The organism is Agromyces rhizosphaerae, from assembly GCF_027925245.1.
GTDB lineage: Bacteria > Actinomycetota > Actinomycetes > Actinomycetales > Microbacteriaceae > Agromyces > Agromyces rhizosphaerae.
Genome location: NZ_BSDP01000001.1, coordinates 772,876 through 797,849, shown reverse-complemented (window position 1 = coordinate 797,849; position 24,974 = coordinate 772,876). Strand labels below are relative to the sequence as shown.

The window sequence follows — 24,974 nt, the reverse complement described above, 5'->3', positions numbered from 1 at the left end:
CAACCCCGTGACGGAATCGGGCGGCGCGGCGAGAATCGTCGGCATGGCGGATTCCCCGATCGTCCTCGGACCGATGCTGCGCTACACCGACGAGACCTCGGCCGCGGTCTGGGTCGAGACGGCGGCGGATGCCACGGTCACCGTCGGCGCCGACGGGCGCGAGTGGCACGCGAGGACGTGGGCGGTGCACGGTCACCACTACGCGCTCGTCGAGGTGGACGGGCTCGAGCCCGGCTCCAGGCGCGAGTACGAGGTGCTCGTCGACGGCGCGCGGGCGTGGCCCGAGGCATCCGACACCCCCGCATCGGTGATCGCGACGCGCGCGCCCGACGCCGGCCTACGCATGGCGTGGGGGTCGTGCCGCACGAGCGTGAGCCACGACGCGTACGGCAACCGCCGGCACGGCGTCGACGCGATGCGCGCGTTCTCGCTCGCCATGGTCGAGGACGACGGGCTGCGACCCGACCTGATCCTGCTGCTCGGCGACCAGGTGTACGCGGATGTCACCACGAAGCCGATGCAGGAGTTCATCGCCGAGCGGCGCTCGCTCAGCGAGCCGCCCGGCAAGGAGCTGACGGACTTCGAGGAGTACGCGCACCTGTACCGGCTCGCCTGGTCGGACGACGCGAACCGGTGGCTGCTCTCGACGGTGCCGAGCGCGATGATCTTCGACGACCACGACGTGCGCGACGACTGGAATGCCTCGCTCTCCTGGAAGCGGAAGATGGAGCAGACGTCGTGGTGGCACGGCCGCATCGTCGCGGGCCTCGCGTCGTACTGGGTGTACCAGCACCTCGGCAACCTGTCGCCCGCCGAGCGGGCGGAGGACGAGCTCTGGCGGCGCATCGCCGCCCATGACGGCGATCACGAGCTCGACCTGAGCGACGTGCTCGACGACTTCGCCGACCGCGTCGATCGCGAGCCGTCGACCTACCGGTTCAGCTTCGTGCGCGACTTCGGCGACCTGCGGCTCGTCGTGGTCGACTCGCGTGCGGCGCGCGATCTCGACCCCGATGCGCGGGCGCTCGTCGGCCACGGCGAGTGGGAATGGGTCGACGCGCAGCTGCAGGGCGGGTTCCGCCAGCTGCTCGTCGCGACCTCGTTGCCCTGGCTGCTGCCGATCGGGCTGCACCACGTCGAGGCGTGGGACGAGGCGATCTCCCAGGGGGCGTGGGGCGGTGCCGCGGCATGGGTCGGCGAGCAGCTGCGCCAGACGGTCGACCTCGAGCACTGGGGTGCATGGCAGCAGAGCTTCCAGGAGCTGGCACGTGCCGCGACCGAGGTCGCCGACGGCGAGCGGGGGGATGCCCCGGAGACCGTGACGGTGCTCTCGGGAGACGTGCACTACTCGTACGTCGCCGAGGTCGAGCGCGACCGCGGCAGCCGCATCGTGCAGGCGGTCTGCTCGCCCGTGCGCAACCCGCTGCCGATCGTGATGCGCTGGTTCTCGGTGGTCATGTCGTACGGCGTCGCGAAGCCGTTCGGCGCGGCGGCGGCCCGCTCGGTGAAGGTGCCCGATCCGCCGTTCGAGTGGCGCACCACGAAGGGGCCGTGGTTCGACAACAACCTCTCGGTGCTGGAGCACGGTGCCGACGGGCTCACGATGACGTGGCACACCGGCGACACGACCGGGCGCGCGCCCGAGGACCCGGTGCTCGAGGAGGTCGCGCGGGTGCTGGTGGGTCCGCGCGGTGCGCCCGGCGATGTCGAGCCGCCGAGCCCCGGTGACGGCGGCTCGAACGGCGCGGGGCCGCTGTCGCGGGCCGGGCGATGGGTGGGCGCGACCGCGGCCGACGCGCGCTCGCTGGTGAGGCGCGGCTGACACTGCGGCTGAGACGACGGATGCCCCGGGGCCGCGTGGCCCCGGGGCATCCGCCCCGTTCCCCCTGGTGTTTCCCTCGTGTTCCCCCGGTCAGTTGGCGATGCCGCCGCAGAGCACCGGAACCGTCGCCTCGAGCGGGATCGCGCCGCTCAGCGACGAGGCCATGCTCGCGAACGGGTCGTCCGCGTTGAAGGCGTAGGCGCCGTTGCTGTCGAAGTCGATGCCGTGCACGACGACCTGCACGGTGCCGGCGTCGGTGTACCCCGGCACGTCGGTGAACGTGCGCTGGTAGTACAGGTAGCCGTTCGCGTCGGCGGTGGCGAAGCGGTCGAGCGCGAGCGCGCTGGCCGGGCTGGTGTCGCCGGTCGACGTGAGCGAGGTCAGGATGCCGCCGTAGAACGGGATGCCGTCGACCACCGAGACGACGCCGTCGGCGCCGGCCGCGCCGGGTCCGGGGCAGCCCATGTCGGTCGCCGCGCCGGGCACGCCGTGCAGGTGCATCGCGTGCGGCAGGTTCGGCGACAGGCCCCACGCCTCGACGGTGACCTGCAGCTTGCCGTTCGGCAGTGCCTTCACGCGGGTGGTGCCGCTCGCGGCGGACTCGGGCACGGATGCCGGCTGGATCGCGTTCAGGGTGTAGCTGTAGCTCGCCACCTTCGGCGACGGGTTCGTGTCGTGGGCGGCGTTCGCCGCGGTCGCACCGCCGATCGCCAGCGCGATGCCGGCCGTGGCGGCGAGTGCGGCTCGTGTTGCGTTCCTCATCGGGTACTCCTTCGTCCTGCTGGTCGTCGGGCGCCGCGCGCTCTCGCGTCGGGCGGGCCCGTGACGGCATCGGAACGGCCGTCAGCGAGGAGTTCGGAGCGGCGGGGCGGGCGGATTGGACGGATGCGGGGTGGGTTCGCGGTGCTGGGCGCACGTGTCTGCGGAGATCGTGGGTGACACGCCGGGAGCGGATGCCGCGTGGCGGCGTGTCGTGCGGGAACTCCGCGTCGGCGAGCAGGGTCGGCCCCGCGCGACGGGCGCGGGCGCGGCCGGGGCCGGGCGACCGTAGGCTGAGGCGATGGAGCTCGACGCACTCGTGGAGCGCGCGGTTGCGCTCGCCGAGGTCGGCCCGGCCGGCGGGGGAGCGCGCGCGATCCTGGGCATCGCCGGGGCACCCGGTGCGGGCAAGTCCACGCTCGCGGCCGCGGTGGCGGCGGGCGTCGCGGCCCGGGGCATCCGCACCGCCCTGCTGCCGATGGACGGGTTCCACCTCGCCGACGTCGAGCTCGCGCGACTCGGCCGGCTCGACCGCAAGGGCGCGATCGACACGTTCGACGGGTGGGGGTACCTGGCGGTGCTGCGCCGGGTGCGCGAGTCGCGGCACACCGTCTACGCGCCGAACTTCGAGCGCACGCTCGAGCAGCCGATCGCCGGCGCCGTCGCCATCGAGCCGGGCGTCGAGCTCGTGGTGACCGAGGGCAACTACCTGCTGATGGGCGACGAGCCGTGGTCGCTCGTGCCGGCCGTGCTGGCCGAGACGTGGTTCGTCGACGCGCCCGACGACGTGCGGCGCGCGCGCCTGGTCGCGCGCCACGTCGAGTTCGGCAAGTCGCCGGATGCGGCCGCGGCCTGGGTGCGCGACGTCGACGAGCCGAACGCGCGGGCCGTCATCGCGCGGCGCGACGCGGCCGACCTGGTCGTGCGTGCGAACTGAAGGACGAATCGCGCAACACGCCGCGTTGCGGCGGCGACACGACCGAGGTCTCCTTCGCTTCGCGCGCAGCGGGTGACGAAGTGTCGGATGCGGCGGGCGACACGCCGTACGGCGACGGCGACACGCCCGGCGTCGGCTCGAGGCATCCGACATTTCGACACCGCATGGGCGCGGACGCACGCGCCGGTGGGTCAGCGCGCGAGCGCGGCCTCCAGGCCGTCGAGGATCAGGTCGAGGCCGTAGTCGAACGAGCGGCCGAAGTCGTAGTCGGGCTGCATCACGTACTCGGTCGCGAAGCGCACCATGTGCGGGTACTCGTCGGGCGACAGCGGCGTGACCAGCTCCTCGGCGATCTCCGACAGGTCGCCCTCGCGCTCGCCGAACGGCAGCGCCGCCTCCTGCATGGCGAACCCGTAGAGGAACGCGTCGAGCACCGCGGCGGCGTGGGCGATGAGCTCGATCGGGAACCCGGCCTGGAACCACACGGCGAGCACGGCCTCGTGGTGGCCGAGGATGCTCGCGTCGGGGTTCGTGCGCGACTCCATGAGCGGCGGCGCCCACGGGTGGCGGCGCAGCACGTGCCGGGCCGACTCGGATCGCATGCGGATCGCCTGCTTCCACGGCAGGTCCAGCGGCGGCCTCGTGATCTCGTCGAAGACTCGGCCGACCATGCCGTCGATGATGTCGTCCTTGTTCGAGACGTAGTGGTAGATCGTCATGGGCTTCACGCCCAGGTGGTCGGCGAGGCGGCGGATCGTGAGCGCGTCGACGCCGATGCGGTCGGCGAGCTCGACCGCGCCGTCGAGCACGACGTCACGCGAGAGCGAGCCGCGCGACCGCCTGGCGGGGGCATCCGTGCTCGCCGTGCCGCCGGCTCCGGTGGCAGGGGCGGGCGGATGCTGCGCCGCGGTCGTCTCGGTCATGCGATCTCCTCCTCGCCGGCGCGGGTCGCGTGTGCCCGCAGCGGCTTCGTACTTTGTACGACACCCTACCGCATCGCCCGATGGACCGGGACCGGGCCGGGCGCCCGCCGCAGGCGCGCACGTCCCCCGAACTGGGGGTGAGAAAGCCCGGACGCAAGACTCCGCTCTGGGAGGATGTCGCGCATGTCGAACACTCCCCAGTCGGCCGCGCCGGCTCCCGCAGACGTCCAGCCGCCCGCGCCGACCCACGCCTCCCCGGGCGGCAATCCGCTCGGGGTCACGGCCCTCGTGCTCGGCATCGTCGGGCTCGTGCTCGCGCTGCTGCCGATCGTCGGGTTCTTCGGTGGGTTCATCGGGTTCGTCGGCCTCGTGCTCGGCATCATCGCGCTCGTGCTGAAGAACAAGAAGCGCGGCGCGGCGATCACGGGCACGATCCTCTCCGGCCTCGCGCTGGTGCTCTCGATCGTCATGGGCGTCGTGTACGCGGCCGCGTTCGTGGCGGCCGTCGACGACTCGCTCGAGGTGACCGTCAACGGCGAGGTGGTCGAGGGCTTCGCCGACGATGAGGTCGAGGAGGAGGCGCCCGCGGTCTCGACCGAGCCGGGTGCCGCCGGCAACCCGCTGCCGTTCGGCAGCACGGTCGTGGTGAACGACGAGGACGGCCCTGCGTGGGAGGTTGCCGTGGGCGCGCCCACCGTCGATGTCACCGCCGACGTGCTCGCCGCGAGCGACTTCAACACCGAGCCCGCACCGGGTCGGCAGTTCGCGAGCCTGCCGGTCACCGCGACCTACGTGGGCTCGGGCGAGGCGCCGCCGGCCGAGCTGGTCTTCACGTTCATCGCGCCGGACGGCCTCGAGTGGTTCGACTCCTATGTGCTCTACGACGGTCTGCTCATGGAGATGGACGCCGTGTCGACCGGCGAGACGGTCAGCGGCGTCGTGATCATCGAGATCCCGACCGAGGGCGCGGGCGACGGCCCCTGGGGCACCGGGTACATCTACGGCGACATCGCCTGGTACTTCGGCGACGTGTAGGCGACGGCGCCGCCACGGCGCGCGGGATCGGCTTCGGGCCGGGATGCGGACTGCATCCCGGCCCGAACTGCGTCTGTGGGCGGATGCGGGCGTCTACGGGCGGTTGGGAGCCACGTCGAGAACTCGGTGCATCCGACCCCTTGTCTTTCGTACAAAGTACGAGTACGCTCGCCCACAGGTTCCCGTACTAAGTACGAACCTCGTGAACGTCCTCCGGACCCGAGATGAAGGAAACGACCATGCAGACCCAGACCACTCCCCAGAACCAGGCCGGCGCCGAGCAGGCCTCCGCGCCGGTGCCCGCCGTGCCCGCCGAGATGGACGCGGTGCTCCAGCACCGCTACGGCGGCAGCGAGATGCTCGAGCAGGGGCGCATCGCAGTGCCGCAGCCCGGCGAGGGCGAGGTGCTGCTCCGCGTGCGGGCCGCCGGCCTCGACCGCGGCACCTGGCACCTGATGTCGGGCAAGCCGTACCTCGTGCGCTTCATGTTCGGCTTCCGCGGGCCGAAGCTCCCGGTGCCCGGGCTCGACGTGGCCGGCACCGTGGTCGCGCTCGGCGAGGGCGTCACCGACCTCGCGATCGGCGACGAGGTGTTCGGCGTCGCCACCGGCAGCTTCGCCGAGTACGCGGTCGCGCCGACCGCGAAGCTCGTGAAGCGTCCGGAGTCGCTCAGCCCGGAGGCCGCCGCGGCGGTGCCCGTGTCCGGCATGACCGCGCTGCAGGCCGTGGTCGACGAGGGCCGCGTGCGGCCGGGGCAGAAGGTGCTCGTCACGGGCGCCTCGGGCGGCGTCGGCAACTACGCGGTGCAGATCGCCGTGGCATCCGGTGCCGAGGTGACGGGCGTCGCGAGCGCCGGCAAGGCCGAGTTCCTGCGGTCGCTCGGCGCGGCGCACACGGTCGACTACCGCACCACCGACGTGACCACGCTCGACGAGCGCTTCGACCTCATCATCGACATCAACGGCCGCGCGCCGATCCGCCGGCTGCGGCGCATCCTCGCCCCCGAGGGCACGCTCGTGATGGTCGGCGGCGAGGACGGCGGCTGGTTCATGGGCGGGTTCCAGCGCCAGCTCAGCGCACCGCTGCGCAACGCGTTCACGACGCAGCGCATCCTCGGCTTCATGTCGGCCGAGCGGAAGGAGAGCATCGAGCGGCTCGCCACGATGATCGTCGCGGGCCAGGTGCGCCCGCAGGTCTCCGAGGCGTACCCGATCGCCGACGTGCGTCGCGCGATGGACGACCTGGTCGGCGGCCGGGTCTCGGGCAAGGCGGTCATCACCGTCGCCGTGTAGCGGCTCGATTCCACAGTCGTTGCGCACGGCGCGGATCGGCGTCGCGTCCCCGGTACGCTCCCCGCGTGGACCACGACGGCGCCGACGGCAACGAACGGCTTCCCGTTGCGCCGACCGCCTACCGGAGACTCCGCAGGACGAAGCCGCTCGCCATCGTGATGCTGTGCTCGGTCGCGGTGTTCGGGGTCTCGGTGATCGCCGACGCCGAGGGGCCGGTCGAGGGGACGTCCGCAGCGACCGTGGTCTCCGGGCTGGTCAGCGTGATCGGCCTCGTCGTGAGCCAGGTGATGTCGATCCAGTTCCAGTTCGCGGTCGGGGCGGAGGCTCGGTACGGCTACTCGACCACGCTCGCGGGGGGAGTCGGAGTCGAGACCCGGCACCCGGTGACCGGGGCGATCCTGCGCGAGGCTGGTGCACCGCGACTCCGCGTCCGGGACTTCCGTCGTCTGGTCGAGGCCGACGTGCCCCCCGACCCGGGGCGGTAGGCGGACGACGGATGCCCCGCAGTCAGCCGCCGACGAGCTCGGCGCGCGTGCGCTCGTAGCGCTTCCGGCCCACGGCCCGCCACATCACGCGGAGCGGCCCGGGGAGGTTCCGCCGCAGCCAGTCGTCGCCGTCGGGCTGCGCCTCGATGATCGCGCCGAGCTGGTCCCACATGCGACCCTTCGGCGTGGCCTTGCGGCCGTGCTCGGAGTACCACTCCAGTTCCTTCTGGGTGTGCGTGGTCTCGATCACCGGCACGATGTTGGTCTCCTCGTCGGGCAGGTGCACGTCGAGGGCGGCGTTGATGCCGTCGAGCGCGGCGAGCACGTCGGCCGGGTCGCCGGCGGTCGTGCGCCAGGCGGGCAGCGCGGCGTCGAGCGCCCGCAGCTGCACGAGCATCTCCGCGTGCTGCGCCTTCATCCGCTCGACGTGCAGGGCGCAGCTGGGTGCCCGCGCCTCGAGCGTCGACCAGAGCTTCGCGTCCTCGCCCTCGTGGTGCGCGTGCAGGCCGACCGACATGAGCTCGAGCTGGCTCGCGACGGCCTCGGCGTGCGCCGTGTCGCCGCCCTGCACGCCGCGCACGAGCTCCGGCCCCTCGCCGAACCCGCGCTTGAACATGCGGTGGATCTCCGCCATCCCGCGCGCGTCGCAGGTCTTCGCCTCCGGCGCCTCGCCGCTCGACGGCAGTGCTGCTGCGGCCATGATACCTCCCCCGGTCGCGCCGGGATCCGATCCCGGTCGACTCGCCGGCCGCCTCGGGCGGGCGGCCCGACGGCCACACGATAGCGCCGCGGCGCACACGACCGCCAGTGCCTCCGAGGGGTGGGCGCAGATGCGCCCGGTCGCGTCAGCCGAACCGGCGCGGGTCGAGGAACCCGGTGTCGAGGGCGGATGCCTCGCCGGCGACGGCCTGCGCCACGAGTTCGCCGAGCGCGGCGGCGTGCTTGAACGAGTGCCCGGAGCATCCGCCGCCCACCGTCACCCGCGGGTGCGCGGTCGGGCCGACGAGGAACTGGTTGTCCGGTGTGTGCGCCATGATGCAGGTCGTCACGTCGCTCGGTTCGGGGTCGAGGTCGGGGAACGTGGCGGCGACGAGGTCGTGGATCTCGTCGGTCTCGCCGGGGTGCACGACCCGGTCGATCGCGTCGGGGTCGTCGGCGTGGAACGGGCCGTCGAACTCGGGGCCGACCTTCGCGTCGAAGCCGTCACTCGCGCCCGGCGCGGACTCGGGCATCGCCCCGTGCCCCCACACCCAGGTGTCGCGCCCCGGCACGCTGCGGATGAACACGGGCAGCACGTCGAGGGCGGCCGAGCGACCCGGCTTCGCCCGGAACCACGTCATCACCACGCGGTGCGGCACGACCGGCGCGCCGGGCACGAACCGCGGGATCCACGGCCCGGCGGTGACGGCGACGTGGCGCACGCGGTAGCTCGCGGCATCCGTCTCGATGGTCACTCCGTCGGCGTCGGGCGTGATCGCGGTCACGCGCGTGCTCGTGCGCAGGCGCGCGCCCATCGCCCGGGCAGCGTCGGCGGCGGCGACGATCGCCGCCTCGGGGCGCAGGATGCCCGCTTCGGGGTCGAAGACGCCGACGTCGCCCGGGTCCATCCGCGCGTGGCCGGGGAACCGGCGCGCGACCTCCTCGGCGTCGAGCCGCTCGACGGGCAGGTCGTGCGCGGCCGCGGTGCGGAGCGTGCCGGTGATGAGGTGCGAGTCGGGAGGCCCGATCATGATGCCGCCCGTCTGCATGAACAGCGGCGTGCCGGCGGATGCCTCGAGCTCGCGCCACAGCGCGCGGGCCCGGCGCGCGATCGGGGCGAGGCCGGGATGCTCGAGGCACGCGACGCGGAACAGGCGGGTGCGCCCGGTCGACCCGCCGAGTGCGTGGCCGGGCTCGTGCAGCTCGAAGCCGAGCACGTCGAGGCCGCGCACGGTGAGCTGCCAGGCGGCGCTCGACCCGACGGCGCCGAGGCCGATCACGGCCACGTCGGCGTCGAAGTCGGAGGTCACGGGAGTGGGCATGGTGCGATTCTCGTCGCCCGCGGGCCGGAGCGCGAGGGGTGACCACGCCGCCGGCTTGACGCGCGCCGCGGCGCCACGTTGGCTGGTCGCATGAGCGCGCACGAGCACCACGGCCACGACCACGGCGACGGACCGCACCGGCACTCGGGCGACGAGGCCGCCGACTGGGACGCCAGCTACGCCGACTCGGAGCAGCGCTGGAGCGGCCGGCCGAACGCGCAGCTCGTCGCCGAGCTCGACGGGCACGCGCCCGGCACTGCGCTCGACGTGGGCAGCGGCGAGGGCGGCGACGCGATCTGGCTCGCGCAGCGGGGGTGGACGGTGACGGGGCTCGACCTGTCACCGGTCGCGGTCGAGCGCGCGCGGCGGGCTGCGGGCGAGGCAGGGGCATCCGTCGAGTGGGTCGCGGCGGACATCGCCGGCAACCCGCTGCCGGGCCGCACGTTCGACTTGGTCGCGGGGCACTACCTCGCCCTGCGACGGGACACGGCGTCGACGGCGATCGGCGCGATGCTCGACGCGGTCGCGCCCGGCGGCACGCTGCTCGTGGTCGGCCACGGCGCCGAGCACCGCGCGACCGCGCTCGAGCACGGCTTCGACCCCGACGACTACCTGCAGCCCGCCGACTTCGCTGCCGCGCTCGGCGACGGCTGGGCGATCGAGGTCGACGAGACCCGGCAGCGAGCGGATGCCGCGGACGAGTCGTCCCACCACGTCTCCGACGTCGTGCTGCGCGCCCGGCGCGCCTGAGGACGCGCTCCGCGCGAAGTGTACGAATCGGATACGATCCGTACCATTCCGGCACGGCGGTCGCGAGGGTGCGACCGGGAGGGACGCATCGATGGGCGACACCGGCACCCCTGCGGCGACGACGCGCATGCGCGCGGAGGACCTCGATCCCGATCTTCGCAGGCCCTATCGGGTGGCGCCGCCGATCGCGGTGCGTCGTGCGTGGCAGCGTCGGCTTGCGAACCGGGCGATGCGCCTCATGCCGCCGCCGCGCCTCGCCGAGGGAATGACGCTCGAGGTCGTCGACTTCGACGTGCCCGCCACGGGCGTGCGCGTCTTCACGCCGCCCGGTGCGTCCGGCGCGGCGCTGGTCTGGATCCACGGCGGCGGCTACGTGATCGGCGCCGCCGAGATGGACGACCGCGCGTGCGCGGGGCTGGCGGCACGCCTCGGCATCACGGTCGTGTCGGTGCAGTACCGGCTCGCCCCGGCGCATCCGTTCCCCGCACCCCTCGACGACTGCGTCGCCGCATGGGAGTGGGTGCAGCGCGAGGCCGCCGGGCGGGGACTCGATCCGGAACTGGTCGCCGTCGGCGGGCAGAGCGCGGGCGGCGGGCTCGCGGCGGCGCTCGCGCAGCGCCTCGCCGACCTCGGCGGCACGCAGCCGGCCGCGCAGCTGCTGTACTGCCCGATGCTCGACGACCGCACGGCCGCCACGAGGGCGCACGACGCCCGGCGCCACTTCGCCTGGTCGAACCGCGACAACCTCGTCGGCTGGCGTTCGTACTTGGGGGCGGCGCCGGGCGCGGCCGAGGTGCCCGCCTACGCCGTTCCCGCGCGCCGGGCAGACCTCGCCGGACTTCCGCCGGCCTGGGTCGGGGTCGGCGACATCGACCTGTTCCACGACGAGGACGTCGCCTACGCCGAGGCGCTGCGGGCGGCGGGCGTCGAGGTCACGACGGACGTCGTGCCGGGCGCACCGCACGGCTTCGAGACGATCGCGTGGTCGAGCGAGATGGCGAAGGCGTTCCGCCGCCGGGCGGAGGAGTGGCTCGCCGCGCGCCTGGGGGTCGCGTCGAACGCCTCCTGAGGCCGGGAGCCGCACCGCCGGGGTCGCCCCCGTTCCGGGGCCTGTCGCCGCGCGGCATCCGCCCCTACGCTGGGGTGCGTCAAGGACTGACGCGACCGGGATGATCGGGGGATCGGCATGGGCGAGACGACGGTGCGGATGCGACGGGGGACCGGGCGATGAAGGTCTTCTGGCGCGTGCTGCTGGTGCTGTTCGGTGTCGCGCTCGTCGCGATCGCCGCGTTCGTCGCGACGCTGGTGCGGGGGTTCCGCACGCAGGACCCGCGGATCCTCGAGCCGATGCGGCGATTCCTCAACGAGACCGTGAACCCCGAGACGCTGAAGACGGCCGGGAAGAAGGGCGAGGAGACGTCGGTCATCCACCACGTCGGGCGGTCGACCGGCACGGAGTACTCGACGCCGATCGGGGCGAAGCCGACCGCGGGCGGATTCGTCGTCGCCCTGCCGTACGGGTCGGGCGCGCAGTGGGTGCGCAACGTGGTCGCGGCGGGCTCGGCCGTGCTCGAGCACGACGGCGAGACCCACGTGGTGCACGACCCCGCGATCGTGCCGATCGAGGACACCGTGTTCGCGACCGACGAGCCGTGGATCCTGGGCGTGTTCGGCGTGCGCGAGGCGCTGGTGCTGCGCACCTGAGCGCGCGACCCGACGGACGATGAGCGGCGCGGCGCGCGCCGAGAAGGGGCGAGCGGATGCCCGAGGGCGACGAGAACATCCGGACCGCGGTCGTGACCGGAGGAGGACGCGGCATCGGCGCCGCGGCGGTGCGCAGGCTGGTGAGGGCCGGCTGGACCGTGACGGCGGTGGTGCGCGATCCGGCCAGGGCGAGTGAGGTGCTCGCCGACGTGGAGGGTGTCACGATCATGCGCGGCGACCTGCACGACGCGGGTGAGCTCGAGGAGGTCGCCCGCACGTTCGACGGACGCGCGCTCGACCTGCTCGTCGCGAACGCCGCGCGGTTCGCGCCGTGGGACCAGACCGCGTCGACGGCCGACCTCGAGGACGTGCTCGACTCGTTCGAGGTCAACGTGCTCGGCACCTGGCGCACCCTGCAGGCGTTCCTGCCTGCCCTGCGGCGCGCCAAGGACGCCCAGGTGATCGTCGTCGGCAGTGGGGCCGGCTCCCACTCCGACCCGCGGTTCGGCATCACGTCGAGCCCCGGCGCGGCGGGCTACGCGGTGTCGAAGGCGGCCGTGCACGCGCTCGTGCGCAAGGCCGCGACGGAGCTCGCCCCCGAGGGCATCGAGGTGTACGGCGTCGACCCCGGACTCACCGCGACCTCGCCCGACATGGAGCAGATGGGCGCCCGGCCGCCCGCGGTGGGCGCCGAGAGCGTGCTCTGGCCCGCGCTCCTGCCCGGCAGCGTCGACCCCGGCACCCTCACCCGCGACGGGCGCGAACTGGGCTGGTGACCGGCCCGGGGGCATCCGCTCGCCCGTGCTGCCGACCCGTCGATCCTGACGCCGCTACGCCACCTCGACGTCGCCGTCCCGCCACGCCTCCGAGCTCGCCACGACGCGAGCCTCGTCGATCGCGCTGGCGATGCCGTCGGCCCGGTGCGTCGGCGACGCGTCCATCGCGTGGCCGTGCACGAACGTGATGTCGGTGATGCCGACGAAGCCGAAGATGGCGCGCAGGTACGGTTCCTGGAAGTTGAGCGCCTGCAGCGGGCTGCCGGGCGAGTAGTCGCTGCCCGAGGAGGTGACGACGACCATCTTCCGGTCGTGCACCAGCGGCACGGGGTAGCCCTGCTCGTTGTAGCGGAACAGGTAGCCGGGCTGCACGATGCAGTCGATGTAGTACTTCAGCGCGTAGGGCGTGCCGAGGTTCCAGAGCGGCGTCGAGATGAGGTACGCGTCGGCCGCGAGGAAGCGCTCGATGGTGTGCTCGATGCGCTCCCACGAGTCGGCGTGCGTCGGGTCGACCGGGGCGCCGGCCATGAGCGAGTACTTCGCGTCGATGTTCGCGCCCGCGAGCCCGGGCAGCGACTCGGCGAAGAGGTCGAGCGTCTCGACCTCGAGGTCGGGCACGGTGGCGTCGAGCTCGTCGAGGAACGCCGCGGATACGCGCAGCGTGTTCGACTTCTCGATGCGGGGACTGGCGATGATGTGGAGCAACTTCATTGGTGACCTCACTCGCGTCGGGTGTGCAGTGCAGGTGTTGCCCAGTCCTCACGACTGTGAACGTGAAGATTACTCGGGAACTGTTTCTGCGGGGTTACCGGTTCCGGACCCGGCGGCCCGTTGCCCGGGCTAGCGCTGAGGTGAACCCGCATCGGCCCTGAGGCGCGGGCGCGCCGCCGGTGGCAGCATCGAACCCGATCCACCGCATGCCGGACACCGGACAGGGGATTGCCGTGAACCAGGAGAACGAGCCCGCGAGCCCGACCGCGCTGGAGCGCGACGACGTCTCTCCGGGCGCTGAGCCGTCGAACACACCCGAACCCTGGTACCGCCGCATGAAGGTGCTGATCATCAGCGGCGGCGCGATCGCGGGGGCGCTCCTTGCGATGCTCGCGCTGTGGGGGAGCATCCTCGAGCGGTTCCAGCCGCCGGAGGACCTGCAGGACCTCGCCGAGATCCGGTCGGTCGAGCGCATCGACTGGGCGACGCTCCGAGAGTTCGTGGAAAAGTACGACGGCTCGGAGGATCCACTGCAGTCCGATGCGTCGGCCTCCGCTGCGCCGGGGGTCGCCACGCTGATCGGGTCGGAGTCGGTCGGTGACGGCATCGTGCGCGTCGTGGTGCGCGTCGTGGCCACGGGTGAGGATGCGGAGTCCGCGACCACCTTCGAGTTCGTCGGGCCGGAGCAGACCGCGCCTCCCGCCGAGGAGAACGCCCCGCTCGACGTGGACGCCGAGGACCCCGAGCCCACCGACGATCCCGAGCCCACCGACGATCCCGAGCCCACGTGCGGCGATCGCCCCGGCTGCTCGGTGGACCCGCGGCAATCGGTGCAGGGGCCTGGGTGGACGCAGACGAACCCCGGTCCGACCGAACCTGCGACCGACGACCGCTCGGGCGCGACATCGACACCCCGAGTCGGCCCTGGTGGTTCGACGATCGAGATCGGCGAGATCCTGGACGATCCCGTGCTCGCGCCCTACGGGCTCTCCGCCGCGCAGGCCGCCTACGCGTCGCCCGGCGGCTTCAACGGCCCCGAAGGCACACCCCTCACCCGGACCCAACTGGCGGCGCGTCTTGCGGCCACCCTCGCATCGGTGGCGACCGAGGAGGGGTCCGACGGACTGGACCTGCAGGGGTGGACGTTCAGCGTGGACGTGCGACTCAAGGGGCTGAAGGGCGTCCCCGTGGAACTGACCTGGTCGCTGAACGGTACCGACGTCCCCGACGAGTGGGCCGCGGAGCGCATCGCGTACCGGATGGTCGCGGACACCGCCGACGATGGAGGCCCCGCCATGGTCTGGGTGCCCCGGCTTCGCGAGGGTGGCACGTACGTGGTCGTCGTCACGCTTCGGGCCGTGTCGGACGGCACCCCGATGGCCCAGAAGGCGTCGGCGGAGGTCGCGCCGTAGCGTGCGGGGGTCTGCGCGAGTGTGCGCCCACCCCGGAGGTCGGCGGTTTCGGGGAGAATGGAAGGCGACGTGGAGGTGCGCATGGGTGAGCTGACGGAACCGGCGATGGATGCGGCATCCGATGCTGCCCCAGACGCGGCGGATGCCCCCGAGAGCGCGCACGTGCCGGGCCACCACGCCATCGGCTGCCCGGAGTGCTTCGAGGAGCTGCAGCGCAACCAGTTCTGGTGGAAGGCGCGGCCCGACGGATCGCGGCTCGTGGGGCTCGTGGTCGCGCGCGACGACATGCCGCCCGTGTACGACCAGCGCATGGACCTCGCGCGGTTCGGCGTCGACATCCTCGACTTCCGCTACCCCGCGCCCGAGACCGAGGAGAACTGGGAACAGCGGCTCGGGCGGCTGTTCGACACGCTGCGGCCCGGTGACGTGCTGGTCGTCGCGAATGAGCGGGCGCTCGGTCGGCAGTCCGACGAGGTGACGCGCACGATCCGCGCGCTGGCCAAGCACAACCTCGTCGTGAAGGTCGTGAACCACGGGGCGCCGCACCTGACGGACGCACAGGCCTAGGACCGCGAGCGGGCGCGGTGAGCGGCGAGGCGGGCGAGAAGTACGACGTCAAGCGCGCGCACCGCGAGCTGTACGCGCCGACGGCGAAGGACTGGGCGCTGGTCGACGTGCCGCCGCTGCAGTACCTCGCGATCGACGGGCAGGGGTCGCCCGGGGTGAGCCCCGTGTACCTCGAGGCGGTCGAGACGCTGTACCCGGTCGCCTACGCGGCGAAGTTCGCGAGCAAGCGCGAGCTCGGGCGCGACTTCGTGGTCGCCCCGCTCGAGGGGCTCTGGTGGGCCGACGACCCGACGGCCTTCACGAGGGGCGATCGGGATGCCTGGAAGTGGACGCTGCTCATCCACCAGCCCGACTGGATCGACCATGACGCGATCGACCGGGCCGTCGCCGCGGCCCGCGCGAAGCGCGACTCGCCGGCGCTCGACCGGCTGCGCCTGCAGACCATCGAGGAGGGGTCGTCCGCGCAGGTCCTCCACCTCGGGCCGTTCGCCGACGAGGCGCCCACGCTCGCCCGACTCCACGACGAGTGGATGCCCGCGCACGGGGTCACCTTCAACGGTCCGCACCACGAGGTCTACCTGAGCGACCCGCGCCGCGCCGCGCCCGAGAAGCTGCGCACCGTGCTGCGCCAGCCCGTGCGCCCCGCGTAGCCCGCGGCATCTGCCCGCCCTCGCCTTGGCCCACCCCGCACGAGACCCGTCAAAAAGCTGCGCTTCCGGGCCTGAGAGCGCAGGATTTTGACGGGTCTCGAGACCTCATCGCGACGCAACGCGGAAGACCCGTCAATAGGGTGCGCTTTCGGGGCTCAGAGCGCAGGGTTTTGACGGGTCTCGAGACCTCGGAGACGGGTGCGGGCCCCGAGGCATCGCCCCGGGGCCCGCAACTCGCGCGCGAGACCTACTCGAAGAGGTCGGTCTGCGTCAGCGCGTAGAGCACCGTGTGCACGCGCTCGCGCAGCGCCTCACCGACGCCGACCGGGTCGGCCTCGAGCTCGGCCTCGATGGTCGACGCGACGCTCGTCGGCATGACCGCGAGCATCAGGTCGTTGCCGTAGCGCACGGCCTGGGCCGGGTCCATGAAGGCGCCCAGCACGGCGTCGGTCGAGACGATGCCGTCGAAGCCCCACTCGCCGCGGAGCACCTCCTGCAGCAGCGCCTCGTTGCCGCCCGACCAGGTCGGGCCGATGTGGATGAACGAGCTCATCGCGCCGCTCGCGCCGCCCTCGGTGACGGTGATCTCGAACGGGCGCAGGTACAGCTCGCGGATCGCCTGCTCGTCGGCCCACACGTGCACGCCGGAGCGGGCGTTGACCTCCTGCTCGTTGAGCGCGAAGTGCTTCATGAACGTGATCACGCCGCGGCTCTCCGCGCCCGCGACCATCGCGGCGCCCATCTTGCCCGAGACCAGCGGGTCCTCCGAGAAGTACTCGAAGTTGCGGCCGCCGAGCGGGGTGCGGTGCAGGTTCATGCCGGGTGCGTACCAGCCCTGCACGCCGTAGGCGTTCGCCTCGGTGCCGACGGCCTCGCCCATGGCGTAGGCGAGCTCGTCGTTCCAGGTCGAGGCGATGACCACCTCGGTCGGGAACGCGGCCGCGGTGATGTCGCCGAAGAAGTAGCTGATGCCGGCGGGGCCGTCCAGCAGCACGGCAGCGGGGATGCCGAGGCGCTCGATGCCCTCGGTCATGTACGCGCCCTTGGCGAAGATCTCGGTCTGCTCCTCCAGCGTCATCTGGTCGAGGAAGGCGTCCCACTGCGGGTCGTCGTACTCGAGGCCGACGAGGTCGGCGAGCACGAGCCCGTTGTCCGCACCGGTGGTCGGCACGTCGCCGTCCACCGCCTCGAACTCGGGGAACATGGCCTCGACGAGCTCATCGGATGCCTCGGTGGCGACGTCCGACGCATCGGGCCAGGTGCCCTCCCAGTCGTCGCGCGAGAGGTAGGTGAGGTCGCCGGAGGCGTCCTCGAAGCGGTTCTCGAGCTCGGTGCCGGTGGTGGCATCCGTCTCGTAGACGACCTCGTCGGCGATCTCGGTCTCGAAGCTCGCGACGGGCGCGTGCACGTTCGTCGACACGAAGATCTCGTAGGTGCCGGCCTCGAGCACGTAGGCGCCGAGCTCGGTGCTCCACGACGACATGTCGCGCACGTCGAAGGCGAGCGAGAGGGTCTCCGACTCGCCGGGCTCGAGCAGCGACGTCTTGCCGTAGGCCGCGAGCTCGATGGCCGACTTCTCGATGCCGCCCTCGGTGTACGGGGCCGAGAAGTAGACCTGCACGACGTCCTTGCCGGCGACGTCGCCCGTGTTGGTCACGGTGACCTCGACGCCCACCTGGTCGTCGACGACGGGCTGCGCGGCCACCGCCCACTCGAAGTCGGTGTAGCTCAGGCCGTGGCCGAACGGGTACTGCACGGCCTCGGCGTAGCCCGCCTCGTCGCCGGCGTACCGGGTCTCGTAGTAGCGGTAGCCGAGGTAGATGCCCTCCTCGTACTCGATGAGGGCGCGGTCGACGTTGTCGTACGGGTAGTCGCCGAAGTTCTCGACGCCGGGGGCGCTCGAGACGTCGTAGGCGTAGGTGTCGGTGAGGTGACCCGACGGGTTCACCTCGCCGTCGAGGATCTTCGCGAGCGAGACCGCGCCCTGCGGGCCGGGGGTGCCGATCCAGAGCGCGCCGGTGATCTCGGGGTACTCCTCGAGGAAGCCGAGCTCCATCTGGTTGCCCGAGTTGACCACGACGACGACGTCGTCGAAGGTGCCGGTGACCACGTCGAGGAGCTCGCGCTGCTCGTCGGTCAGGCGGAGCTGGTCGACGGTGAAGTCGGATGCCTCGACGCCGTCGTTGCCCAGCACGACCATCGCGGTGTCGGAGAACTCCGCCGCCTGCGACATCACGTCGTCGGTGAGGTAGTCGGGGGCGGGCTCCTCGGCGCCGCCGCCGCCCAGCATGCTGAGGATCTGGATGAGCCCGTTGCTCGAACCGGTCTCGGACGAGGCGCCGGCCTCGACCATCGCGGCCTGGAGCTCGGGGTTGTAGGAGATGCCCTGCTGCTCGAGCGCGTCGTAGAGCGTGACGGCGCTCGACTGGTCGGCGCCGCCCGAGCCGCCGCCGCCATAGCGGAGGTTGAACGAGGCGAAGCTGAAGACGTTGACCGTCTTTTCGGCCAGCGGCAGCACCCCGTCGTTCTCGAGCAGCACGATGCCCTCGTCGGAGATCTCGCCCGCGAGCTCCGTGCCGTACTCGCGTGCGGCGATCCCCTCGGCGGTGGTCGAGTCGACCTCGATGCTGAGCAGGCGCGAGATGTTGCCGACGATCGGCGCGACCAGCGCGCCGATGCCGATGATCGCGACCGCGACGACGCTCCAGCCGACGATGCGGCGGGGGCGGTGGCTGACCTTGCGGTAGACGCGCTCGCGCTTGCGGGCGTCACGGCGCTCGGCGCGGGTCATGCTCTTCCGTTCGAGCTTGCGCGCGGCCTTCGCGGACTTCTTCGCGTCGCGTGCCGCGGTGCGGTCGGCGGCCTTGGCCGCCTTCCGTGCCTCGGGCGACATCGCCTTCAGCTCGGCGCGGCGCTCGCGCTTCGCTGCCTTCTCGGCCGCGACGCGGGCGACCGCTTCCTGCTTGCGTTCCTTGCGGGGTGACATTTCCTTGTTCCTTGCGGGGTGTCGCGAGCGCCTGCGCTCGCTCGGGGGTGCGTCCGCCGGTGGGCGGCGCACGTGCGTGACGGGCGCTAGCGCGCCCGCCGACGTCGGAGGTGGCGCAACCAGGCGCCGAGGAGTGCGCCCGAGCCGTGCCAGAAGCGGCCGTTGACCATCTGCAGCAGGCCGGCGAGCATCGCGTCGTCGAACGTGCCGTTCGACATGCGGGCGATCGAGCGGAACGGCAGGTCGAGCGCGAAGCGCACGTTGTTCGCCGCGTGCGGCCGGCCGAGGCGCATGAGCGTGCGACTGGTCGCCACGATGAGCCCGTGCAGGAACCCGGCGAACCCGCCGCGCCCCGCGGTCTGCGCGACGATGTCGTCGCGGGTGAGGGGCCGGCCGACCGGCCAGTGCGCGTCGGGCAGCGGGCGCCCGAGCAGTCGCTCGTACTCGGCGTCGTCGACCGCGGCGAGGTCGCCGGTCGCGTAGTTCGGCAGCGTCTCGGCGCAGGGCAGGGCCCACGGCTCGCCGTCGACGTCGATGGGGGCGCGCAGGCGGATGTCGCGGGAGGACGCGCCGGCGAGCAGCGTGTGCCGTCCGGGCACGCGCCGCCAGTCGTGCGTCTCGACGTCCCACGCGTCGAAGGCGTGCTCGGCGAACCCGATGCGCACGGTGGCGTGCTCGCCCGGCTCGAGGTCGACGCGCGCGAAGCCCACGAGCTGGCGCGGCGCTCGGAACGCGCCCTCGGCGGCATCCGGCGCCTCGAGGTAGAGCTGCACGATCTCGCTGCCCGCGCGATCGCCGAGGTTCGCGACGGCGAGTTCCGCGTGCCCGTCGCCCACGACGAGGTCGGCGTAGGCGAACTCGGTGTAGCTCAGGCCGTGGCCGAACGGGTAGCGCACGGGCGCGCCGACCTTGTCGAAGTAGCGGTAGCCGACGTAGATGCTCTCCCGGTGCTCCGAGGTTGCCTCGGTGCGGCCGAAGGTGCCCGACGACGGCACGTCCTCGTAGGCGAGCGGGTAGGTCTCGGCGAGCTTGCCGCCGGGGTTCACGGCGCCGGTCAGCACGTCGGCGATCGCGCGGCCGCCGCCCTGGCCCGCGAGCGAGGAGTGGAGGATCGCGTGCACGTCGTCTGCGAACGGCAGCTCGACCGGCGCACCGCCGGCGAGCACGACGACGACCTGCGTGCCGAGGGCGAGCACCTCGTCGACGAGGTCGAGCTGGTTCTGCGCGAGGCGCATGTGGCTGCGGTCGACGGCCTCGGCCTCGGCCGACTCGTCGAGCCCGAGGAAGAGCAGCACCACGTCGGCGCGGCGGGCGAGCGCGACGGCGCGGCGGCGACGGCGGGCGGATGCCCCGTCGCGACGCGAGAACCCGGGCTCGAAGCCGATCACGTCGAGGTCGGTGTCGCGCAGTGCGTCGAGCGGCGCGTCGACCCGGGTCGGGTTCACGAGCGAGCTGCCCGCGCCCTGGTAGCGCGGCGTCTCGGCGAAGTCGCCGATGACCGCGACGCGGCCGGCCGCGGGGGAGAGGGGGAGCGTCTGGTCGCGGTTGGCGAGCAGCACGAGCGAGCGCCGGGCGGCATCGGTCGCGAGCTCGTGGTGGCGAGCGAGATCGGCGGGCGCGCCGGGCTCTGCTCGCTTGGTGCGCTCGATGAGCGTCAGCAGCTCGGCGACGCGCGCGTCGAGCACCGACTCGTCGAGCGTGCCGGCCTCGACGGCGCGGACGATCTCGGCGTCGGTCACGCCGTCGGTCGAGGGCATCTCGAGGGCATTGCCCGCGATGAGCCCGGCGACGCGGTCGTTGCTGCCGCCCCAGTCGGTGACGACGAGGCCGTCGAAGCCCCAGCGGTCGCGCAGCGCGTCGACGAGCAGCGGGTGGTTCTCGTTCGCATAGGTGCCGTTGACCCGGTTGTACGAGCTCATCACGGTCCAGGCGCCGCCCTCGGTGACGGCGATGCGGAAGCCCTCGAGGTAGATCTCGTGGAGCGCGCGCTCGTCGACGACCTCGTCGATCGACATGCGGTGCGTCTCCTGACTGTTGACTGCGAAGTGCTTGGCCGACGCGGCGACGCCGGTCGACTGGAGGCCGCGGATGTACGCGGCGGCGAGCGTGCCCGCGAGCAGCGGGTCCTCGGAGAAGTACTCGAAGTTGCGACCGGCCAACGGGTTGCGCTTGATGTTGAGGCCCGGGCCGAGCAGCACGCTGACGGCTTCGGCGGATGCCTCGGAGCCCAGCGTCTCGCCGACGCGCGCGAGCAGGTCGACGTCCCAGCTGTGGGCGAGCGTGGCCGCGGGCGGGAAGCACGTGGCCGGGATGCTGGCGTTCAGGCCCAGGTGGTCGGCGGCGCCGCCTTGCTTGCGCAGGCCGTGCGGGCCGTCGGTGAGCATGATCGACGGGATGCCGAGGCGGTCGAGCGGCTTCGTGTTCCAGAAGTTCGCGCCCGACATGAGCGAGGCCTTCTCGGCCAGGGTCATCTGCGCGATCTTGCTGCGATGCGTGTCGAACATGCGTGGTTCCTCGGGTGCCGTGTGCTCGGGATCCCACGGCGGGGGTGGTGGTGGCGTCGTGTCGATGACGCTCGGCCCTCGAACTGCGCGCCACGATGATAGCCAATTTCCACCATATGGTGGAAATCTGAGGGCGCGCTGGAGGTGGGCTCGAGACCGGCGCGGTACGCTCCTGCCGTGGCATCCGACACCGACGCCGTCGCCGTGGGCTACGCCAAGGGCCGCGCGACCAAGGACACGATCGTGGCGCGCGCCGCCGAGAGCTTCGCGCAGCGCGGCTTCCACGGCACGACCCTGCGCGGCATCGCCCGCGAGGCCGGCGTCGACCACTCCACGCTCGTGCACCACTTCGGCGACAAGACCGCGCTGCTGCTCGCGGTGCTCGACTGGTACGACCGGATGCACCTGACCGAGGAGCTGCCCGGCGCGACCGAGTTCCCCGAGGGGCTGCCCGCGGCACGGCTCGTCGAGGGGTTCGTGGACACCGCGCGTCGCAACCGCGACGCCCCCGGGCTCGTGCGGCTGCTCTCGACGCTCTCCGCCGAGGCGGGTGAGCCCGACCACCCGGCGCGGCCCTACCTGCAGGAACGCCAGCACCAGCTCCGCGACATCCTCGCCACGACGATCCGCGCGCAGCGCGCGGCGGGCGTCGCGGTCGACGACGGCACGACTCCCGAGGCCGCCGCCGCGGTGATCATCGCCGCCTGGGAGGGCATGCAGGTCTACGACGCGCTCCACCCCGGCGAGATCGACGTTCCCGCGCTGCTCGAGCGCGAGCTGCGGCGCGCGTTCGGCGTCGCGCGGTCGTAGGCGGCGGCATGCCCGGACGCGGAACGGCACGGGGGCTCGCGAGCGCCGTCGCGGCGATCGGCGCCGGCGTGGTCGCGGCCGCCATGGTCGGGTGCGCGGCAGCCGGGCCCGGGGCCACCGACGCGCCGACCGCGATCGCCCCGATCGCCGACGCACCCTCGTTCGCCGCGGTCGGCGACTCGATCACCGACGCGAACAGCGCGGACTTCGCGGCGGGCGATCTGGGCTCGGAGTCGTGGGCGACCTACGTCGTCGACGACGGGTTCGCGCTCGCCGGCGGGTGGGCCGAGTGGGGCGCGACGACGGAGCGGATGGCTGCATCGGTGCTGCCGGTCGACGCCGATGCGCTGGTGGTGCTCGCCGGCACCAACGACGTGGCCCTCGGCGTTCCGTTCGCGACGTCGGCGGCGAACCTCGGGGCGATCGTCGACACCGTCGGGATCTCGGATGTGCTGGTGGTCTCGATCCCGCCGCTGGAGCTCGCGCCCGGCGAAGCCGAGGCCTACAACCTCGCGCTCGAGGAGCTCGCCGTCGACCGCGGCTGGCGGTTCGTCGACGCATCCGCCGGCCTGCGCACCTCGGACGGCGCGTTCCGCGACGGCATGAGCTTCGACGGCGTGCACCCCTCGGCGCGCGGGGCCGAAGTGCTCGGCGCCACGATCGCGGAGGCGCTCCGCGAGGAGTGACGTCGTGCGGTGGGCGTGCGAGACCCGTCGAAAGGCTGCGCTTCCCGCCCGCGTTCCGCAGTCTTTCGACGGGTCTCGGCGACCCGGTCAGTCGGTCGCGATGCGCCGGTGCAGGTCCTCCGTCGCGCCCGCCGGGATCTCCTCGGTGAGCCACGGGCCCGTGCCCTCGCTCGGGTCGAGGATGCCCTCCTCGAGCCAGGCGTAGTCGCCCGCGAGGAGGTGTTTCGCGAGGCGCTCGTCGGAGGCATCCGTGTTCTGCCAGAGCTCGTCGAGCAGGCGCTCGGTGCGGTGCCGCGACTGCCGGGCGAACGTGTCGGCGAGCTGGAAGGCCGACCTGCCTCGCTCGGGGAGCTCCTCGGCGATCATCGCGGCGCGCACGCACGCGGCCGACGCGGCGAAGAGCTCCGCCCCGATGTCCACCACGCGGGCGAGGAAGCCCTGCTTGCGCTCGAGCCCGCCCTGCCAGCGCGCCATGCCGTAGAACGTGGCGCGCGCGAGCTTGCGGCTCGTGCGCTCGACGTAGCGCAGGTGTGGGGCGAGCGCTCCGAACTCGTCGTACGAGGTGGGCAGGTCGCCGGGGCCGGTGACGAGCTGCGGCAGCCACTTCGCATAGAAGCCGCTGGCGGATGCTGCGGCCTTCAGGCGCTTCGTCAGGTCGAGGTGCGGGTCGATCATGTCGCCCGCCGCACGCAGGTGGGCGTCGACCGCCTCGCGCGCGATCAGCAGGTGCATGATCTCGGTCGAGCCCTCGAAGATGCGGTTGATCCGCAGGTCTCGGAGCAGCTGCTCGGCGGGCACCGCGCGCTCGCCGCGGGCCCGCAGCGAGTCGGCGGTCTCGAAGCCGCGCCCGCCGCGGATCTGCACGAGCTCGTCGGCGATCCTCCAGCCCATCTCCGACGCCCAGAGCTTCGCGAGGGCCGCCTCGATGCGGATGTCCTTGCGATCCTCGTCGGCCAGCACGCCCGAGAGGTCGACCACCGCCTCGAGCGCGAACGCGGTCGCGGCGAGGAACGACAGCTTGTGCGCGACCGCCGCGTGCTCGCCGACCGGGCGGCCCCACTGCACGCGCTCGGCCGACCACTCGCGGGCGATCTTCACGCTCCACTTCGCCGCTCCCGCGCAGATCGCCGGGATCGCGAGGCGACCCGCGTTCAGCGTGGTCAGGGCGATCTTCAGCCCGTCGCCCTCGCGGCCGATGAGGTGGTCGGCCGGCACGCGCACGCCCTGCAGCGACGTGAGCCCGTTCTCGATGCCGCGCAGGCCCATGAACGCGTTGCGCCGGCGCACGGTGATGCCCGGGGCATCCGCCTCGACGACGAAGGCGCTGATGCCGCCGCGGTGTCCCTCCGACTTCGGCACCCGCGCCATCACGACGAGGAGCTCGGCGACCACGCCGTTGGTGGTCCAGAGCTTCACGCCGTCGAGCACGTACTCCGAGCCGTCGTCGCTCGGCACGGCGGTGGCGCGCAGCCGAGCGGGGTCGGAGCCGACCTCCGGCTCGGTCAGCAGGAACGCGCTGATCGCGCCCGCCGCGCAGCGCGGCAGCCAACGCCGTCGCTGCTCGTCGGTGCCGGCGAGCTTCAGCGGCTCGGGCACGCCGATCGACTGGTGCGCCGACAGCAGCGCGCCGAGGCTCGCGTTGACCGAGCCGATCATGGTGAGCGCTCGGTTGTAGGCCGCCTGCCCGAGCCCGAGCCCGCCGTACTCGACCGGGATCTTCATGCCGAACGCGCCGATCGCCGCGAGGCCGCGCACGACCTCGTCGGGGATCAGCGCGTCGCGCTCGATCTCGTCGACGTCGACGCCGCCGAGGAACGTCTCCAGCTCGACGAGGAACGCCTCGCCGCGCTCGGCCTGCTCCGACGGCGGCCGCGGGTGCGGATGGATCAGCGACAGGTCGAAGCTACCCAGGTACAGGCCCTTGGCGAAGCTCGGCTTCCGCCACTCCTGCTCGCGGGCCGCCTCGGCGACCGCACGCGACTCCTGCTCGTCGACCGCGCGGGAGTCGTGCTCGCCTGCCGGTCGGGCCGTGGTTGCTCGAGTGGCACTCACGTGAACCTCCTCGTTCACGTTCACCGTACGCCCGGGCGGGGGCGCGGGGAAGGACCGGGGCTGCGCGTCCGGGTGGTGCGCGGAGTGTGGTG

The 24,974-nt window shown here is 72.8% G+C and carries 22 protein-coding genes; 14 read left to right on the top strand and 8 right to left on the bottom strand.

Features of this window, described 5'->3' with window-relative positions; all coding sequences use genetic code 11:
* Positions 1–43: 43 nt before the first annotated feature.
* A complete protein-coding gene (locus tag QMG39_RS03805) occupies positions 44–1,822 on the top strand; it encodes an alkaline phosphatase D family protein (protein ID WP_281882520.1) in 1,779 nt (592 codons plus the stop codon).
* Positions 1,823–1,912: 90 nt separating this feature from the next.
* On the opposite strand, the gene QMG39_RS03800 is transcribed toward QMG39_RS03805, so the two are convergent.
* Entirely contained in the window at positions 1,913–2,584 is a 672-nt protein-coding gene (locus tag QMG39_RS03800; RefSeq protein WP_281882519.1) for a cupredoxin domain-containing protein, read from the bottom strand.
* A gap of 298 nt (positions 2,585–2,882) precedes the next feature.
* Here QMG39_RS03800 and QMG39_RS03795 point away from each other — a divergent pair, with 298 nt between their 5' ends.
* Positions 2,883–3,518 carry a nucleoside/nucleotide kinase family protein gene (locus QMG39_RS03795; protein WP_281882518.1) on the top strand — a complete coding sequence of 212 codons (636 nt, stop codon included), beginning with the start codon at positions 2,883–2,885 and terminating at the stop codon, positions 3,516–3,518.
* A 191-nt stretch (positions 3,519–3,709) separates the two neighbouring features.
* Here the strand turns inward: QMG39_RS03795 and QMG39_RS03790 are convergent, their stop codons facing one another.
* The gene (locus QMG39_RS03790; RefSeq protein ID WP_281882517.1) at positions 3,710–4,441 is read right to left on the bottom strand and encodes a TetR/AcrR family transcriptional regulator C-terminal domain-containing protein; all 732 of its coding nucleotides are present in this window, start codon (positions 4,439–4,441) and stop codon (positions 3,710–3,712) included.
* Between the two features lie 183 nt (positions 4,442–4,624).
* Here QMG39_RS03790 and QMG39_RS03785 point away from each other — a divergent pair, with 183 nt between their 5' ends.
* From QMG39_RS03785 to QMG39_RS03775, 3 genes are all read left to right on the top strand, one after another.
* Positions 4,625–5,476 (top strand): DUF4190 domain-containing protein, encoded by an 852-nt coding sequence (locus QMG39_RS03785; protein WP_281882516.1) that lies wholly within the window; start codon positions 4,625–4,627, stop codon positions 5,474–5,476.
* A 239-nt stretch (positions 5,477–5,715) separates the two neighbouring features.
* Positions 5,716–6,768, top strand: coding sequence for an NAD(P)-dependent alcohol dehydrogenase (locus QMG39_RS03780; RefSeq protein WP_281882515.1), 1,053 nt, complete (start codon positions 5,716–5,718; stop codon positions 6,766–6,768).
* 65 nt (positions 6,769–6,833) lie between these two features.
* Positions 6,834–7,253: a hypothetical protein gene (locus tag QMG39_RS03775; protein WP_281882514.1), complete on the top strand. Its 420-nt coding sequence runs from the start codon at positions 6,834–6,836 to the stop codon at positions 7,251–7,253.
* A gap of 22 nt (positions 7,254–7,275) precedes the next feature.
* On the opposite strand, the gene QMG39_RS03770 is transcribed toward QMG39_RS03775, so the two are convergent.
* Together QMG39_RS03770 and solA are read right to left on the bottom strand one after the other, a co-directional pair.
* The gene (locus QMG39_RS03770) at positions 7,276–7,953 is read right to left on the bottom strand and encodes a hemerythrin domain-containing protein (protein ID WP_281882513.1); all 678 of its coding nucleotides are present in this window, start codon (positions 7,951–7,953) and stop codon (positions 7,276–7,278) included.
* Between the two features lie 145 nt (positions 7,954–8,098).
* Positions 8,099–9,274, bottom strand: coding sequence for an N-methyl-L-tryptophan oxidase (gene solA, locus QMG39_RS03765; protein ID WP_281882512.1), 1,176 nt, complete (start codon positions 9,272–9,274; stop codon positions 8,099–8,101).
* 90 nt (positions 9,275–9,364) lie between these two features.
* Here solA and QMG39_RS03760 point away from each other — a divergent pair, with 90 nt between their 5' ends.
* The 4 genes from QMG39_RS03760 to QMG39_RS03745 all read left to right on the top strand — a co-directional run bounded on the left by QMG39_RS03760 (position 9,365) and on the right by QMG39_RS03745 (position 12,504).
* Positions 9,365–10,024: a class I SAM-dependent methyltransferase gene (locus tag QMG39_RS03760; RefSeq protein WP_281882511.1), complete on the top strand. Its 660-nt coding sequence runs from the start codon at positions 9,365–9,367 to the stop codon at positions 10,022–10,024.
* A 91-nt stretch (positions 10,025–10,115) separates the two neighbouring features.
* On the top strand, positions 10,116–11,093 hold the full coding sequence (locus QMG39_RS03755; RefSeq protein ID WP_281882510.1) for an alpha/beta hydrolase: 978 nt from the start codon (positions 10,116–10,118) through the stop codon (positions 11,091–11,093).
* Positions 11,094–11,251: 158 nt separating this feature from the next.
* Entirely contained in the window at positions 11,252–11,728 is a 477-nt protein-coding gene (locus QMG39_RS03750) for a PNPOx family protein (protein ID WP_281882509.1), read from the top strand.
* A 56-nt stretch (positions 11,729–11,784) separates the two neighbouring features.
* Complete coding sequence (locus QMG39_RS03745; RefSeq protein ID WP_281882508.1) at positions 11,785–12,504, top strand: SDR family NAD(P)-dependent oxidoreductase; 720 nt, start codon at positions 11,785–11,787, stop codon at positions 12,502–12,504.
* 54 nt (positions 12,505–12,558) lie between these two features.
* Here the strand turns inward: QMG39_RS03745 and QMG39_RS03740 are convergent, their stop codons facing one another.
* On the bottom strand, positions 12,559–13,215 hold the full coding sequence (locus QMG39_RS03740) for an FMN-dependent NADH-azoreductase (protein ID WP_281882507.1): 657 nt from the start codon (positions 13,213–13,215) through the stop codon (positions 12,559–12,561).
* Between the two features lie 233 nt (positions 13,216–13,448).
* Between QMG39_RS03740 and QMG39_RS03735 the strand changes: the two genes are divergently transcribed.
* The 3 genes from QMG39_RS03735 to QMG39_RS03725 all read left to right on the top strand — a co-directional run bounded on the left by QMG39_RS03735 (position 13,449) and on the right by QMG39_RS03725 (position 15,844).
* Positions 13,449–14,627 carry a hypothetical protein gene (locus tag QMG39_RS03735; protein ID WP_281882506.1) on the top strand — a complete coding sequence of 393 codons (1,179 nt, stop codon included), beginning with the start codon at positions 13,449–13,451 and terminating at the stop codon, positions 14,625–14,627.
* 81 nt (positions 14,628–14,708) lie between these two features.
* Entirely contained in the window at positions 14,709–15,194 is a 486-nt protein-coding gene (locus QMG39_RS03730; protein WP_281882505.1) for a recombinase family protein, read from the top strand.
* A gap of 17 nt (positions 15,195–15,211) precedes the next feature.
* The gene (locus QMG39_RS03725; protein ID WP_281882504.1) at positions 15,212–15,844 is read left to right on the top strand and encodes a GyrI-like domain-containing protein; all 633 of its coding nucleotides are present in this window, start codon (positions 15,212–15,214) and stop codon (positions 15,842–15,844) included.
* A gap of 247 nt (positions 15,845–16,091) precedes the next feature.
* On the opposite strand, the gene QMG39_RS03720 is transcribed toward QMG39_RS03725, so the two are convergent.
* Both QMG39_RS03720 and QMG39_RS03715 read right to left on the bottom strand, forming a co-directional pair.
* Entirely contained in the window at positions 16,092–18,830 is a 2,739-nt protein-coding gene (locus QMG39_RS03720; RefSeq protein ID WP_281882503.1) for a glycoside hydrolase family 3 protein, read from the bottom strand.
* Between the two features lie 86 nt (positions 18,831–18,916).
* Positions 18,917–21,334 (bottom strand): glycoside hydrolase family 3 C-terminal domain-containing protein, encoded by a 2,418-nt coding sequence (locus tag QMG39_RS03715; RefSeq protein ID WP_281882502.1) that lies wholly within the window; start codon positions 21,332–21,334, stop codon positions 18,917–18,919.
* A 177-nt stretch (positions 21,335–21,511) separates the two neighbouring features.
* Between QMG39_RS03715 and QMG39_RS03710 the strand changes: the two genes are divergently transcribed.
* On the top strand, positions 21,512–22,144 hold the full coding sequence (locus QMG39_RS03710; protein WP_281882501.1) for a TetR/AcrR family transcriptional regulator: 633 nt from the start codon (positions 21,512–21,514) through the stop codon (positions 22,142–22,144).
* A gap of 8 nt (positions 22,145–22,152) precedes the next feature.
* Complete coding sequence (locus QMG39_RS03705) at positions 22,153–22,830, top strand: SGNH/GDSL hydrolase family protein (RefSeq protein ID WP_281882500.1); 678 nt, start codon at positions 22,153–22,155, stop codon at positions 22,828–22,830.
* An 87-nt stretch (positions 22,831–22,917) separates the two neighbouring features.
* Here QMG39_RS03705 and QMG39_RS03700 read toward each other — a convergent pair whose 3' ends face one another.
* Complete coding sequence (locus tag QMG39_RS03700) at positions 22,918–24,882, bottom strand: acyl-CoA dehydrogenase family protein (protein ID WP_281882499.1); 1,965 nt, start codon at positions 24,880–24,882, stop codon at positions 22,918–22,920.
* Between the last annotated feature and the right edge of the window lie 92 nt (positions 24,883–24,974).